General features: G+C 57.1%; 13 protein-coding genes. 1 reads left to right on the forward strand and 12 read right to left on the reverse strand.

Going from position 1 to position 16,065, the window contains the following annotated elements:
• Positions 1-15: 15 nt before the first annotated feature.
• Entirely contained in the window at positions 16-1,641 is a 1,626-nt protein-coding gene (locus KI614_RS12610; protein WP_226406050.1) for a tetratricopeptide repeat protein, read from the forward strand.
• A gap of 55 nt (positions 1,642-1,696) precedes the next feature.
• Here KI614_RS12610 and KI614_RS12615 read toward each other — a convergent pair whose 3' ends face one another.
• The 12 genes from KI614_RS12615 to sucC form a co-directional block, all read right to left on the reverse strand.
• Entirely contained in the window at positions 1,697-2,173 is a 477-nt protein-coding gene (locus tag KI614_RS12615; RefSeq protein ID WP_264178068.1) for a pilin, read from the reverse strand.
• 205 nt (positions 2,174-2,378) lie between these two features.
• On the reverse strand, positions 2,379-3,965 hold the full coding sequence (locus tag KI614_RS12625) for an HD family phosphohydrolase (RefSeq protein WP_226406051.1): 1,587 nt from the start codon (positions 3,963-3,965) through the stop codon (positions 2,379-2,381).
• 43 nt (positions 3,966-4,008) lie between these two features.
• Positions 4,009-5,040: a cyclic nucleotide-binding domain-containing protein gene (locus KI614_RS12630; protein ID WP_226406052.1), complete on the reverse strand. Its 1,032-nt coding sequence runs from the start codon at positions 5,038-5,040 to the stop codon at positions 4,009-4,011.
• 1 nt (position 5,041) lies between these two features.
• Positions 5,042-5,809, reverse strand: coding sequence for a 3',5'-cyclic-nucleotide phosphodiesterase (locus KI614_RS12635; protein WP_203467386.1), 768 nt, complete (start codon positions 5,807-5,809; stop codon positions 5,042-5,044).
• A 2-nt stretch (positions 5,810-5,811) separates the two neighbouring features.
• Positions 5,812-8,028, reverse strand: a complete 2,217-nt coding sequence (locus KI614_RS12640) for a CHASE2 domain-containing protein (RefSeq protein ID WP_226406053.1) — start codon at positions 8,026-8,028, stop codon at positions 5,812-5,814.
• 24 nt (positions 8,029-8,052) lie between these two features.
• Entirely contained in the window at positions 8,053-8,745 is a 693-nt protein-coding gene (locus KI614_RS12645) for an FHA domain-containing protein (RefSeq protein ID WP_226406054.1), read from the reverse strand.
• 15 nt (positions 8,746-8,760) lie between these two features.
• On the reverse strand, positions 8,761-9,576 hold the full coding sequence (locus KI614_RS12650; RefSeq protein ID WP_226406055.1) for a Stp1/IreP family PP2C-type Ser/Thr phosphatase: 816 nt from the start codon (positions 9,574-9,576) through the stop codon (positions 8,761-8,763).
• A 5-nt stretch (positions 9,577-9,581) separates the two neighbouring features.
• Positions 9,582-12,128, reverse strand: a complete 2,547-nt coding sequence (locus tag KI614_RS12655) for a CHASE2 domain-containing serine/threonine-protein kinase (protein WP_226406056.1) — start codon at positions 12,126-12,128, stop codon at positions 9,582-9,584.
• Positions 12,129-12,214: 86 nt separating this feature from the next.
• Positions 12,215-13,168: an ornithine cyclodeaminase family protein gene (locus tag KI614_RS12660; protein WP_226406057.1), complete on the reverse strand. Its 954-nt coding sequence runs from the start codon at positions 13,166-13,168 to the stop codon at positions 12,215-12,217.
• An 11-nt stretch (positions 13,169-13,179) separates the two neighbouring features.
• On the reverse strand, positions 13,180-13,881 hold the full coding sequence (locus KI614_RS12665; protein ID WP_226406058.1) for a TerC family protein: 702 nt from the start codon (positions 13,879-13,881) through the stop codon (positions 13,180-13,182).
• Between the two features lie 63 nt (positions 13,882-13,944).
• Positions 13,945-14,838 (reverse strand): succinate--CoA ligase subunit alpha, encoded by an 894-nt coding sequence (sucD, locus tag KI614_RS12670; RefSeq protein WP_203467393.1) that lies wholly within the window; start codon positions 14,836-14,838, stop codon positions 13,945-13,947.
• Positions 14,839-14,849: 11 nt separating this feature from the next.
• Entirely contained in the window at positions 14,850-16,010 is a 1,161-nt protein-coding gene (gene sucC, locus KI614_RS12675) for an ADP-forming succinate--CoA ligase subunit beta (RefSeq protein WP_226406059.1), read from the reverse strand.
• Positions 16,011-16,065 lie beyond the last annotated feature (55 nt).

Consider the following 16,065-nt stretch of genomic DNA (forward strand, 5'->3'; position numbering starts at 1 on the left):
AACAAGCCCCAGCTCATGAAATACAAATATCCGCTCCTTGCGGCAACTCTGATTGCCTTGTCGACGTTTGCCCTCTACTACCCGTTTATTGGCAACCCCCTGATCTTTGACGACTACAACCTGTTTAACGGCCATCACTCAATCTATGATCTGGCCCTGGTACCGTTTAACCCCTATCCCCGGACTTTTCCCTTATTCACCCTCGGATTTGTTGAAACAATCTGGAAAAGCCTGGAAATCAACCGCTTGGTCAGCATCGGCATTCACATCGCCAATGCCCTATTGCTCGGACGCCTTGTTTTTGACCTGTTGCGACTAGTCGACCGCGAAACGCCACCGACAAACACCCTACTGACAGCAACCACCCTGTCGCTCTTTTTCGCACTGCATCCAGTCGCCACCTATGGTGCTGGCTACCTTGCACAGCGCACCATCCTGCTGGCGACTTTTTTCGGGCTATGGGCCTTCTTCTTTCACTTGCGCTCATATCGCCGGCAAGCAGTGTCAGATCAGATAACCGCCGCACTGTTCTACTCTCTGGCTGTTTTCTCAAAAGAGCATGCCATCATGCTGCCCATCGCCATCGCACTCAGCACATTTCTGCAAACTGCGCCACGCCACCAGAAACTGCTCAAGACGGGGCTATTTCTGGGCCTATCCAGCTGTACCAGTATTTATATCCTGCTCTGCCTGAAAGGTCTGATCGGCGCCTACGAGCCTGCCGGCGCAAGTTCGGCGGCAAGTTTGCCTGAGCTTGCATTGACGCACTCGGCCAGCGGACAGTGGCTACTGAGCGCCATCGGACAGGCCGGGCTGTTTTTCAAGTATCTGATCGCGTGGCTGATTCCAAATCCTGGATCAATGTCGATCGATATGCGCGTGGACTTTGCGAACAATCTGTCACCCATCGGAATCATCTTGCAGCTTTCCGCCTTTCTGCTGTTGATCGGCGGGGCTTGTTTCCTGTTAAGCAAGCGTGGCCTGCCTGCCCTCGCAGGCTTTGGCCTGCTCTACACCGGGACGCTGTACTTGACCGAATTTTCCACATTCAGGCTACAAGAACCTTTTGTCTTGTACCGCAGCTATATCTGGGCCCCCGGAATCGTTTTTTCACTGGCTGCCGCGCTCGGCATGCTACGCCTGTCAACAAGGGTGGCATCGGCCATGCTGCTCGTTCCGCTGCTGCTTTTTCCCTTGGCAATCGACCGCCTCAAAAGCATGCGAAGCGAGCTAAGCATCTGGGTTGATGCGGCAGAGAAGCTGACCAATCCGACACTCCCCGGTGCTGAGCGCATTTTTTACAACCGCGGCCATCAATACCTGAAGCAAGGCAAATACGCCGAGGCGTTATCGGACATGCAACAGGTCGTCGCCAACCACCCCGAGAGCTATGAAGGCTACATTGGCCTCGCCAACGTTCACGCAGCGATGAATGATCCGGTACAAGCTGCAGCTGATCTTGATCAGGCTGAAAAGGTGACGACAGCTCGTACAGCATTGGGGCAGATCTATTTCAAACGAGCACTACTGCTATTAACCCAAAAACAAAACCTGGCGGCAGAAGAAATGCTTAAGCAAGCCATTGCTTATGGCCACAATGGGGCAAAAGTACTGCTAGAAGCCCGATTTTCCACGCGATAAAAATGTAAAAAGCCCTCCGAACGGAGGGCTTCAGATACCAACAACCTCAATTACTTTAATTGATTACACAGCCCAGAACCTTGAGATAGTTAGCCTTGACCGAATTCGAAGTACCATTGTAGTTGCATGCCACAGTCCAAGTAAGGGCAGTACTGCCCACTGCGGGGGTGTACTGCACCGTTTGACCATTAAACCCAGTACCGATACCCTGCATCGTCAATGTCAGTACGCCAGCAGCAGTCATCGCATATGTACCAACTTCAGTCGTCGGGGTTGGCGTATCGGACAAACCAATTGTCCGCCATGCATTATCCGACCCCAAAGCAATCGTACCACCAGCAGAAACGCCCTGCTCCTGAGCAACCAGGGCAAGGGCTGTCTTGATCGGATCAGCAGCAGTCGCAACCTTGGACAGCTTGGCTCGGATGACATAGTCCTGATATTGCGGCAGGGCAACGGCGGCCAGAATGCCGACGATGGCGACAACGATCATCAGTTCGATCAGGGTAAAACCTTGTTGAACACGCTTCATTTGAATCTCCTTTGTTTGCAAAAGGCGGGAAAAACCGCTGCTAAACCTTAATCACTTTCCATGCCAGGGAAAAAGCGCTGAGCCATAAAAAATGAAATGGCTTTCTTTTCAACAAGCTGGAAGAAAACCAAAAAACAAAAGCGTGAACCGAGGCCAAATGGCTGACAAAAAACGTCACATCAGCATAACCTTTTGAGGCAGTTCTTCAGCAATCCACCTGCTCATCCAGCAAATAGCTGGCAGCATACGTCCTGAACACCTCGCCCCGGACAAAGACATCGAACAGGTCCGGGTCGATATGGCCGCCTTTCTTGAAGTTTTCCATGATGCCCAGCGCCTGGGTGAGTTTCATGGCTTCCTTGTAGGGGCGGTCTTTCGCGGTCAACGCTTCGAAAATGTCAGAAATACCCATCATCCGGGCCTGCCAGCTCATTTCGTCACGCTTCAGGCCTTTAGGATAACCCTTGCCATCCATCCGCTCGTGGTGGCCGCCAGCGTATTCCGGCACATTGCGCAGATGTTTCGGCCAGGGCAGTTGTTCCAGCATGCGGATCGTCGCGACGATGTGGTGGTTGATGATTTCACGTTCATTCTGGGTCAGCGTGCCGGCGCGAATGGTCAGGTTGTCGAGTTCGTCCGCTGACAGGAAATCGGTTTCGATGCCCGCCGGATTGGTCCAGCGGTACTTGCCGGCCATCGCCTTGACCCGTTCGATCGCCTCATCGCTCATCCGTTCGCCACCGATATTGGCCTGGCGCAAAAAGTCGCGGTCGACATCGCATTCACGGCAAAAATCGAGAAAAACACGCTCGGCTTCAACCGCTTCCTGGCCGCCCGCGATCTGGCGCCATTGGCGGACTTCGGCATCACGCTTGACGATCTCGAAACGCGTATCGATCAGATCGATCCGGTCGTAAATCGTTTGCAACTTGGTTGCCTTGTCGACGACATGAACCGGCGTCGTCACCTTGCCACAATCATGCATCAGCGCCGCGATACGCAGCTCGTACCTGTCCTTGTCGGTCAGCTTGAAGTCGGCAAGCGGGCCTTCCGTCGTGGCATCGACCGCATCGGCCAGCAGCATGGTCAGTTCGGGGACGCGCTGGCAATGACCGCCGGTGTGGGCCGACTTTTCGTCGATGGCCAGATTGATCAGCTTGATGAATGACTCGAACAGCGTTTCCAGCTGCTCGACCAACTGGCGATTGGTCAGCGCAATCGCTGCCTGCGAGGCCAGCGACTCGGCCAGCCGCTGGTCGGCCTGCGAAAACTCGGTCACCTCGCCACTGCCCGTCTTGAGCGCATTGATCAGTTGCAGCACGCCGATGATTTCACCTTCATGGTTTTTCATCGGCACGGTGAGAAAGGATTGCGAGCGATAGCCGGTGCGCTCGTCGAATTTGCGCGTTCCCGAAAAATCGAAGCCTTGTGCGGTATAGGCATCGGAAATATTCACCGTTTTACCGTGAATCGCAGCATACGCGGCAACCAGGGAGTTGTTCGGTGAGCCATCCGGGTTGTAGAGCGGCAAATCGGGAAACTTGCCGGAGGTCGATTGGCCGCTACTGCCACCGAAGGCAATATTCAGGGAATCGGTCCGGACAATTTCGAAATGCAGCGACTGGCCATCCTCTGCCAGCAAATACAGCGTACCGCCATCGGCGCGGGTGATGGCCTTGGCGGCGAGGAGAATTTTCTCAAGCAACAGGTTGATATCGCGTTCATTTGAAAGCGATGCCCCGATATCGTTGAGTTGTTCGAGCCGGCGAAAAAGATCCTGAATGGTTTCCATGACTACCCCTGATTGGCTGCTGACAGCCTGTACGTAACGGCACTCATGTGCCGCTCCCGAGCAAGCCATCCTGCAACCAGAAAGCCTTGAAGCCGCGCTGGGCAAGCAGGAAGGCTGCAGCCGAACTGCGCCGCCCGGAACGGCAATAAACAATGTATTCACGCGATGGATCAAGCAGGCCAAAAGCCGAGCGAATTTCGCTCAAGGGCAGGTTGACCGCGCCAGGCAAGCCATTTTCGGCGAACTCGGCGGCGTAACGCACATCCAGCCAGCAAGCGCCGGCCGCAACTTTGGCATCGGCTGCCGGTCGGCCAAGCGCATGCAGCAAGGGGGTGCGCAGCAAGGCGAGAAAATCGGGTTTGGCCAGACGAAACAGCACGCCATCCGTTTTCATCACCACCGAAGCATTGCGCAGGGAGTCTGAAACCAGGGCTTCTTCACCAAAAGCATCCCCGGCCTTGAATTCGGCCAGCCGAACATCCGCGCCGCCGACGCGTTTGAACACTTCGCAGCGCCCGCTCTCAATCAGATAGTAATAATCACCCGGTTCGCCCTCCTTGATGACCGAAGCCCCCCGGCGCACAACGATGCGCTCGAAACGCTGCAGCAATTCGTGGATGTGGGCCGGCGGCAACTGGGCCAAGGCACCGGCAGTCAAGGCCTGGGCGCTGAAAGCACCGGTCATTTTGCCCCATTCCGGCGCGGGAGCCGGGTCGACCGCAGCAGACAGGTCATCCCAGGTCATCATGATGTCGAGCAGTTCAAAATCAATGCGCAACAGCGTGACGTCGGTAATGGCCTTGCTGCTCAGCGGCAACACAGTCTTGTAGCCGATCGGCCAGTTGGCAATATCGCAACCGCCGACCAGCACGCGCATGCTGCCATCGAGCAGGACAATTTTCAGCTCGCCGGCCAGCAAAAAAACGAGGTGCGCCCCCACGCCGATATCGCGCAAGGGGTCGCTGCCACGCGCATGGGTTTCCGGCACACACAAGCGGACCAACTCTTCCAGGCGGGCCGACGACAAACCGCAGATCGGCTCAAGTCGGCTCAGCGTGCGGAGATTCAGTTCCATATCAGAACTCGATCAACTGGTTGTTTTGCAACATTTTTGGTTTGAAGTCACCGAGGCAGGTTTCGATTTCTTCCATGGTCAGTTCGATCTGGCCCGGTTTGAGATGCGTGATGTGGATTTCACATTCACGCTCCAGCTTTTGCAGTTCGGTCGCCAGCATATTCGGACAAAGATGCTTGGAAACCAGCGCCAACTGTTGCTCGCGATTGGAGAAAGCGCACTCGATGATCAGGTGACGCAGATTGGGAATGCGATTGACGACACGCCAGAAAGCATCGCAAACCCCTGTATCGCCTGAAAACACAAGACTGGCCTCACCGGAATCGAGACGATAGCCGACCGCCGGGACGGTATGTTCGGCAGGCAAGGCGGTAATCTGCCGTCCGCCAAGATCGATCGTCTGGCCGCGCTCGATGCTTTGGAAACGCATGAACGGGGCTTCCGGCGTGGGAATTTCGGAGAAATCCGGCCAGATGGCCCAGTTGAAAATATGATTGCGCAAAATAGTCAGCACGGCCTCCGTGCCATAAACCACCAGCGGCTTGTTGCGCCGGTCAGCCACGGTATCGATCATCAGCGGCAATGACGCAATATGATCGAGGTGGCTGTGGGTCAGGAAAACGTGGTCGATCATCGAAAGTTCGGCAATCGACAGATCGGCGGCTCCGGTGCCGGCATCGATCAGGATGTCCTGATCGAGCAGCATCGCCGTGGTGCGCTGACTCCGTCCGCCGATACCGCCGCTACAACCGAGAATGCGCAGTTTCATGACTATTTTGTCTGGAAAGTGGTGACGCCATCCCAGTTTTCCCCGGGCGGATTGGCCCGCAGGGTGGCGACACGCTCTGTGTAGAGAACATAAAGGCGACAATCCGGAGCCTGTCGCCGCAAGTTGTAAAGCTGCAGTTCGGCCTGATCCCAATCCTTCCCACGATAGAGGCGCAATGCGTGCTGCCATTGCTGTAATTCATCGAGTACGGCCGCCGACAACTCGGTCGTCGGACCCAGCGGCTCATAGATGGCAACCGGCTCATCCTTGCCTTTCACCCGCACCCGGTCAAGCTCGCGGAAGCTGATGTCGGTGACTTGCTGCCGGGTAAGCTCGCCGGCCACGATACCAACCCCGTATTCCTTGGTGATGCCTTCGAGCCGGGAAGCCAGGTTCACGGCATCGCCCATCACGGTGTAAGCCTTGCGGACCGACGAGCCCATATCGCCCACGGTCATCATGCCGGTATTGATCCCGATACCGATGTGAAGTTCCGGCCAGTTACGCGCCCGGAACGGTTCGGCCAGCGCTTTCAGCTGTTGCTGCATGGCCAGCGCGGTCAACACCGCATGACGGGCATTTTCCGAATCCTTGACCGGCGCCCCCCAGAAAGCCATGATCGCATCGCCGATATATTTGTCGAGCGTTCCCCGGTTGGACCGAATGACATCGGTCATCGCCCCGAGATAATCATTCATCAGATGTGTCAGCTCCTTCGGGTCCAGCCCTTCGGAAATGCTGGTGAAACTGCGGATATCGGCGAAGAGCACGGTCAATTCCTCGTTGCGCCCCTCCATGCTGTAGCTTTCCGGATTGCGCGCCATTTCATCGACCAGTTCCGGCGGCACGTACTGGCCGAACAATTCGGCGAACTGGCGCTTGGTGCGTGATTCGACGAAATAGCCCCACGACATGTTCAAGGCGTAGAGCAACGCTGTCAGTAAAACCCCGGCCGCCAAAGGCTGGACAAAATTGGCCGAGGTCCACAACCAGAGGTTGATCCCGATGATCCCCCCCAAGGTAAGCAGCGCCAGCAAAGTGGCCCGAAAAGGAGAAAGAAGCGGTAGCAGAAAAACCAGCAATGCCCCGAATGCCAGCAGTTGCAGCACTTCAAATCCGAGCAGGAAGCCGGGAGCTTCCTTGATCGCACCATCAAGCATGCCGGCAATCAGGTTGGCATGCACCTCAACACCGGGATAGGCAGCCCCAACCGGCGTCGAGCGCAAATCGTTGAGGCCGGGGGCTGAAGTACCCACCAGGACGATGCGGCCATTCAACTGCGCTTTGGAAATCCGCCCATTCAGCACGTCGACCGCGGAAAGGTAAGGAAAGCTGCGTTCGGCACCACGATACGGCACCAGCGCAGAAACATGCTGATCGACCGGAATCCGGATTTGCAGGCCGTCGCTGACGACGTTCAGGGCTTCGATAAAATCGGCGTCGCCATCGCTTTCAATAACCGGGTGCAGTTCAGTGCGTCCGATCTGGGTCCGCAGCACGGCCAGCGAGAGCGACTCGTAATACGCCCCTTCATACTCGACCACCATCGGCACTCGCCGGACAACGCCGTCAAAATCAACGTCCGGATTGAAATGACCGCCACTGGCTGCCGCACTTTGCAGAATGGGCAAATTACCGCCGAAACCAACTCGCCGGATGAAATCGATATCCCTGCCCTGCAAGCTGTCCGCCTTGAAAACCGGCGGTGGCAAGGCACCGGCCAGTTGATGCGTGGTCTTGTCGGAAAAGTAATAGCCCAGCACGACAGGACGGCCACGCAGGATCTCGGCAAACATGCGGTCGAAATCAAGCTGTGGCCGATAAGTCTGCAACACCCGCTGATAAGCTGCGTCGCTCTTGAGTTCCTGACGACCGATCTGGTCTAGCACCTTCAAGCCGGAACTATCATCCGGCTCAGCGAACACCACGTCGAAGCCGATCACCGACACCTGGTAATCATCGGTCAAGCGTTGCACCAGATCGGCCACTGTCTTGCGCGACCAAGGCCAGCGCCCGAGTTCAGCCAGGCTTTTTTCATCGATGTCGACGATGACGATGCGCTCATCGATACCGTCCTGCATCGAAAGCCTCAGGCGTGCATCGTAGAGATAGGCATCCAGCGCGGTGACAAATGGCAATTGCCAGACGTGTGCCACATGGCCGAGCAAGAGCAGCACACACAGGGCGCCGAGAATGAAGCGGACGAGATGCTTTTTCATGGCGCCCCCGAGTAACTCAGCCGGTCATGACTTGAAGAAGAATTCCATCTTGATGCCGGCAATTTCAATCACATCATGGTCGCAAAGAGCACGCGCCTGAGCGTCGAGCTGAATGCCATTGACCACCGGAAACTGCGTACCTTCTACGTGCGTAATGAAATACCCGTTGGGCCGCTTGGCGATGACCGCCACCTGCAGGCCGGGTTTGCCGAGTGTCGTCAGGGTCTTGGTCAGCTCCAGTTCCTTGCCGGCATTCACGCCACTCAGGAGCTGGATGAAGCCGGCCACCACATGGGGAGCCTGTGGCGTTGCCGGTGCAGCCCCGACATTTGAACGCGCCGGCGAATCCGTCGGCGACATCAGCAGGTCGGCCCGCCCGCCCGAACGACGCATGGCCGCCTTGTCGATATCGCTGCTTGCGCTGGTGGACATGTCGGTCATGTATTTGAGCTTGTATTTACCGAGCTCAACCACGTCGTTATTGCGCAGGAAATACTTCTTCACCGGCTGACCATTGACCAATGTACCGTTGGTACTGTTCAGGTCTTCCAGAAAGGAATCGTTGAGGATGGTGACTACCGCAGCGTGTTCGCCGGAAATTGCCAGATTGTCGATCTGAATGTCATTGCTCGGTTTGCGCCCGATCGTCAGGCGCTCCTTGTTGAGCACGATTTCCTTGAGCACCAGCCCGTCCATCGAAAGAATCAGTTTTGCCATGTTGTTCTCGTCACATCACTTGAGCCAGTTACGCAGCTTGTGCCAGCGTCCCTGGGTCGTGGAATTATCAGCCGCCACCTTGACCAGAATGACCGAAATATTATCCCAGCCACCATTATCGTTAGCCATCCTGACCAGTTCGTCGGCGGTTCGGGTCAGATCATCCGACTGACTCAGCAAACGGGCGATATCTTCATCCTCGACCATGTCGTTCAGGCCATCGGAGCAAAGCAGGAAAACATCACCGGTCTGGACGTCGAAACTATTGACCTCCGGCTCAACGGAAGGATCGACCCCCAGCGCCCGCGTCACCAGGTTCTTGTTATTCGACTGCCTGGCTTCTTCCGGGGAAATCAAACCGCTGTCGATTTGCTCCTGAATCAGCGAGTGATCGCGCGTCAGTTGCTCCAAGTGTTCGCCACGCAGCCGATAAAGTCGCGAGTCGCCGACGTGCACGGAGCTCATCCGGTCACCATAAAACAGCGCGGCAACCAGGGTCGTGCCCATACCGGCACAGCGCGGCTGGTTCCTGGCGGCGAGATGGATGGCCGAGTTGGCAGCAATGACTTCGTCGATCAGGTGCAGATTGGCGCGCGCATCGTCAATCGCTTCGTGCTTGGCCTCGAAAGCAGGAATCAGGCTGGCAAAATTAGTGGCCATCTGGCTGACCGCCATACCGCTGGCCACCTCACCCGCCCGGTAGCCCCCCATGCCATCCGCCAGGATGGCCAGCCCCAGTGCTGCATCGGCATACAATGCATCTTCGTTATGGGTTCTGATCTTGCCCGGATGGGTTTGCGTCACCATCTCCAGGCCTACTGCAAGATTCATAGCGTTCATTCCTCAGTCCGTCCGGCGGGTAGCGCAATCAACGCTGCAAGACAGGATCGCAAATCAGTTGCCACATCGGCAGCTCGTTGATAACGCTGGACAACGTTTTTGTCCAGCGCCTTGTTGATGACATCGACGAGCGCCTGCGGCAGGGCTGGATTGATCGTCAGGATATCGGTTTGGGTTTCGTTGGCAATCTTGTACATCAATTGAGCCAGAGAATCACCGGAAAAAGGCAGTTGACCGCAGCACAACTGGTACAGCGTAACGCCGAGCGAAAAAATATCCGAACGGCCATCGATTTTCTTGCCGGCCAGTTGCTCCGGCGACATATAGGAGGGCGTGCCCAGCACCATCCCGGTCTTGGTCCGTGATGAATCGGTAATCCGGGCAATGCCGAAATCCGTCACCTTGACTTGATCCGAAGCCACTTCGTACATAATGTTGGCAGGTTTGATATCGCGGTGCACCACCTGCTGAGCATGCGCGTAATCGAGGGCATCGGCGACCTGGGCCATAATCGACAAGGTCGCCGGCAACGGCAGCAAGGCCGAAGTCTTGGTGTAGGGCATCAAATCGCGCCCCTTGAGAAACTCCATCGCAATGTAGGCCAGATCCTGTTCCTCGCCGGCATCGTACATCGTGACGATATTCTGGTGATTCAGGCGCCCGGCTGTTTCAGCTTCACGGAAAAAACGCTGTTTGACGTCGGCCAGCTCATCCTCGTCGAATTCCTGGGCCAGGGCCATCGTCTTGATGGCCACCACCCGATTGATTTTCGGATCGCGCCCCTGGTACACCACCCCCATGGCACCTTTGCCGAGCTCTTTTTCAATTTGGTAACGGCCCAGCATCGGCTTTTCGAGAACCGTATCACCCAGCATCAGCGTTCCCGTTGCCGTTTGGCCCCGGCCGCCGGCCAGCATCACGGTTTCGGACATCTGGCGGGCGACCTTGAGGCGGGTCGTCAGGTCGCGAAACTTCGGATTGAACCCGATCAGGTATTGAAACACCGCCTCGGCCTTGTTGAACTGGCGCTTGCGCTCGTAATCCAGTGCCAGGTTATACATGTTCTCCATCAGCCCTTCATCCATCGGGCACTTGCGGAACTTGTCGAAAGCCATATCGAGCTGGCCCTGCCCCTGAAAAGCAAGCCCCAGCATGCGGTTCGACTCACCGGATTCGATATCCGACTTTTCCTTGCCCCGCTCAGTCACCAGGAAGCGCTTGGTGGTCAGCAACAAATGGCCGATCACCAGCAGCGAAGCGGCCCACATCAGCTGTATCCACAAGCCGGAAAGCACCATCATCTGGAAGTGCGCAGCAAACAAAACAAACAACAAGACGGAAGTCAGCAAGGCGCCTTTACCGGCCGACAGACGGGGCAACAGCAAGGTGACATACAAGGCCATCAGCACGAATACGCCCAAGCTGGCCCAACCGCCCCAGGCCGGCGTCACGAAAAAATGCTCCTGCAGGATGCTCGACACGGAATGCGCCACGATCATCACCGGCGCCATGGTCGGCGAAACCGGGGTCACCTGGGTAGCACCGACACCGGCGGCCGTAGCGCCAACCAGTACGATCTTGCCGGCGTATTTGCTGGCCGGAATTTTTCCGGTCAGGACATCGTAGAAAGAATCGATCTGAAACGGCGGTCGACCGTCGCGTTCCTTGTAGAAGAAAGTATTCATCTGGCTCGTCAAATCCGTGGCGATACGCAGTTTGCCGAGACGAACCTCTTTGCCAGGCAGTACCTTGATATCCTCCGGCCCGAGATTCAGGCTACGAGCAGCGATCATCAGCGCCAGCGAAGGAAAATACTGGTCGAAATAATTGAGCACCAAGGCCTCGGTACGCACCGCACCGTCGATATCCGGGCTGGCATTGAGATGCCCCAGCGCCACCGCCTGCAGCCCAAGCGGCTCAACAGGAATTTGTATTTGCCCCGCCTGGAGCACACTACCCGGTCCCTGGCCAATCGTCGCAAGACGATTCTTCAAGACGAAATCCGGCAAGACCTTGTCAGCTCTCCCCTGTGCCTCACCCAAACGGAACAGCAAGGGCAACAGGACATTGCCCGCCTGTTGATAGCTTTCCGCCAGTTTGCGATCGGTATTCAGCGCCTGTTCAGCCTCGGTCAACAGCGCCGCGATCTGTTCGATTTCCGGCGTCGGCGCAGTCCCTTCGGCGACACTTTGGTTGACCAGCTCGATCAGCCGGGTGACGTAACTGTAACCGGGGTCAATTTGCGGTTCGGAGAAAAAAATGGTGTTGGCAACCAGTTTGGCGGGGGCCGTACGCAACTGGTCGGTCAGCTTGGCATGCAGATCGCGGGGCCACGGCCAGCGCCCGAGATTGGCGATGCTGTAATCATCAATCGCAATAACCGCGATACGGTCAGAAGGGCTGCGCTGCGCCATCTGCACGCCCATGTCGTACGCCTTGCGCTCCAGGCTCTGCAGGAGATCGGTCCCACCAGCAACGAGCATCAGCAGGCTGATTGCCATGCCGAGAAACCAGTCGGACTTCCAGAAAGCTGCTTTTGCCATTCGCCCCATCCATTGTGACTGCCGATTCATGCCGACTTTCTGCGGACCTCATTCTTGCGCCATGCACGCACGAGGTCAAACGCCGCTTAATACGGCAATGCTTGTCCCAGCCCCTGCAACTCCGCAGCATTCAAAACACGCAAGGCAATGGCCAGATCCTGGATCGCCATGCCCTGCGATTCAAATAGCGTGATTTGCTCTGGCGCAGTACGTCCGGCCTGACGCCCGACGAGAATATCGCCCAGTTCGATCAGTTGCCGGGCATGCAAGCGCCCTTTCTCAAGCAGCGGTAGCAAATCGCCCGCCTCGGCCAGCGCCGTTGGCACAGCATCGACAGCAATCAGGTCGCAGCGCCGGATAGTGGCTTCATCCAGTTCCTGCCGAATCAGCGAGTTCGAGCCAGCGGCATTGATATGGACGCCGGCCTCAAGCCACTCGGCAGCCAACAAGGGTTGAGCCGCGGTGGTCACGGCCCCCAGTAGATCGCTTCCGCGCACAAGTGCCTCTGCCGAGGCAACGGGCACGACATTGACGCCGGTTTGTGCCGTCATTCGTTCGCAAAAAGCGTGCAGCTTGTCTGCCTTGCGCGCATGAACCTTGACCAAGTGCAGCGGCAAAGCGGCGCAAATAGCCCTGACATGCCCCTCGGCCTGCCAGCCGGCACCGAAAACACCAGCCACCGAAGCATCCGGCCGAGCCAGCAGCCTGGCAGCCAATCCGCTGGCAGCCCCGGTACGCATCATGCCGAGATAATCCGCCTCGATCACCGCCCGCAAACGCCCGGAGGCCGCATCGAACAGATGAACCAGAAATCGGTTGCCGCTCCGGTTACTGGTGTACGCCTTGTAACCGAGAACGCCCTGCGCCGGCAAAGCCCCCTGCAGCATGTGCAGCACGGTCTGGGGCAAACGACTGCGCGCCCGCGGTGTGTCTTGGGCCCGCCCCATGGACAGGTCATGATGCGCCGACTCGACCCCCTCAAGGGCCATTTCCACGGTCAACAGCTGTTTTACATCATTTTCGGAAAGGAACAGGGCCATGGCATTTCATCTCAAACGATGGTCAGATCCTGGCGAGCCAGTATGCGCCGCTCCAGCCAACGTCCGCCCCCCACCACCACCAAGGCCCCGACAGCACCGGCTGCCTTGGGTGCCCAGGCGGGCAAGGGCGGCAGAAGCGCCAGCAAGCCGGGATCGGTCAGCAGCATTTGCCCGGCCACATAACCGAGCAGCCCAGCGCCCAGCATGACGATCGAGGGCCAGCGTTCCATCCAGTGCAGGATCAGCTGGCTGGACCAGACGATCAGTGGAATGCTGACGGCCAGGCCAAAGAGCAGCAAAGCCAGGCTGCCATGCGCAGCGCCGGCCACGGCAATCACGTTATCCAGGCTCATCACGAAATCGGCCACGATAATCGTTTTGACGGCACCCAACAGATGCGATGACGGCTTGATATCGGGTCCGTCATCCTCTTCCGGCAAGATCAACTTGATGGCGATCCAGGTCAGCAACAATGCGCCGACGAACTTGAGCCATGCCAAGTTCATGACCAAGGCAGCAAAGACAGTCAGGATGACGCGCAGAATCACCGCACCGGCAACGCCCCAGAAAATGCCTTTCTTGCGCTGCTCCGGCGCCAAACTACGGCAAGCCAGGGCGATCACGACAGCGTTGTCGCCGGAAAGAACAATATCGATCAGGATAATCTGGCCGACAGCGATCCAGAATGCAGCAGAAGAGAGGTCAAATTCCATAAGTATCGGGCGAAAAAAAGGCGGGCACTAGGCCCGCCTTTTTGGTTGAGCTAAGCTCGAATTTTACAGCATAGCCTTGAGCAGCTTGGCCATTTCGGACGGGTTCTTGGTGACCTTGAAACCGCACTCTTCCATGATCGCCAACTTGGCATCAGCCGTGTCGGCACCACCGGAGATCAAGGCGCCAGCGTGGCCCATGCGCTTGCCGGCCGGAGCCGTAACACCAGCGATGAAGCCGACGACCGGCTTCTTCATGTTTTCCTTGCACCACATGGCAGCTTCGGCTTCGTCAGGACCACCGATTTCGCCGATCATGATGACAGCGTCGGTATCCGGATCGTCGTTGAAAGCCTTCATGACGTCGATGTGCTTCAGACCGTTGATCGGATCGCCACCGATACCGACGGCAGAAGACTGACCCAGACCGATTTCGGTCAACTGGCCAACGGCTTCATACGTCAGGGTGCCGGAACGGGAAACGACGCCGATACGCCCCTTGCGGTGGATGTGACCCGGCATGATGCCGATCTTCACTTCGTCCGGGGTGATCAGACCAGGGCAGTTCGGCCCGAGCAGCAGGGTTTTCTTGCCGCCCTTGGCTTCCTTTTCCTTCATCTTGTTGCGCAGGATCAGCATGTCGCGAACAGGGATGCCTTCGGTGATACAGATGGCCAGATCCAGATCGGCTTCAACAGCTTCCCAGATCGCGGCGGCAGCACCCGGGGGCGGCACGTAGATCACGGAAACGGTAGCGCCGGTTTCGGCAGCAGCTTCCTTGACGGAGGCGTAAATAGGAATGTTGAAGATCGACTCGCCGGCCTTCTTCGGGTTCACGCCGGCAACGAAACATTCCTTGCCGTTCGCGTATTCCTGGCACTTTTCCGTGTGAAACTGGCCGGTCTTGCCGGTGATGCCCTGGGTGATGATGCGGGTGTTTTTATTGATGAAAATGGACATTCAATAGCTCCTTACTTGACCGCAGCAACGATCTTGGTGGCGGCTTCAGCCATGGAATCGGCAGAGATGATCGGCAGACCGGAATCCTTGAGGATCTGCTTGCCCATGTCTTCGTTGGTACCCTTCATGCGCACGACGAGCGGCACGGACAGGTTCACTTCCTTGGCAGCAGCGACAACGCCAGCTGCAATAGTGTCGCACTTCATGATGCCGCCGAAGATGTTGACCAGAATGCCCTTGACCTTGGTGTTCTTGAGCATGATCTTGAAAGCTTCGGTGACCTTCTCGGTCGTGGCACCGCCACCGACGTCGAGGAAGTTGGCCGGCTCGGCGCCGAACAGCTTGATGGTGTCCATCGTGGCCATGGCCAGACCGGCACCATTCACCAGACAGCCGATGTTGCCGTCGAGCGAGATGTAAGCCAGATCGAACTTGGAAGCTTCGATTTCGTCGGCATCTTCTTCGTCCAGGTCGCGCATGGCGACGATTTCTTCCTGACGGTACAGGGCGTTGGAGTCGAAGTTGAACTTGGCATCAATCGCCTTGACGGTGCCATCGGCTTCGTGGATCAGCGGATTGATTTCGGCCAGCGAAGCATCCGTTTCCATGTAGCAGGTGTACAGCTTCTTCAGCGTGTCGATACATTGCGGAATCGAAGCTTCCAGCATGCCCATGCCCTTGGCCAGCTCAAGACCTTGTGCATCGGTCAGGCCAACCAGCGGATTGACGAAGACCTTGACGATCTTTTCCGGCGTGTTGTGGGCCACTTCTTCGATGTCCATGCCGCCTTCGTAGGAGGCCATGATTGCGACGGACTGGGTAGCACGATCGGTCAATGCTGCAACGTAGTATTCGTGCTGGATGTCGGCGCCTTCTTCGATCAGCAGGTGACGAACCTTCTGGCCTTCCGGACCGGTCTGGTGCGTGATCAGCTGCATGCCGAGGATCTGGCCGGCGTATTCGCGCACTTTTTCCAGCGAGGTTGCGACCTTGACGCCACCGCCCTTGCCACGGCCACCAGCGTGGATCTGAGCCTTGACGACCCATACCTTGCCGCCCAGGGTTTCGGCTGCCTTGACTGCGTCATCGACGGTCGTGCAGTGAATCCCGCGCGGAACCGTAACGCCGAATTTCTTCAGGAGTTGTTTGCCCTGATATTCGTGAATTTTCATGCGCTTTCCTTGCGTTTAGTTGAGTTGCGAGCAATGAGCAGTGGCCAAAGTCCCC

The organism is Dechloromonas denitrificans (genome assembly GCF_020510665.1).
Taxonomy (GTDB): Bacteria; Pseudomonadota; Gammaproteobacteria; order Burkholderiales; family Rhodocyclaceae; genus Azonexus; species Azonexus denitrificans_B.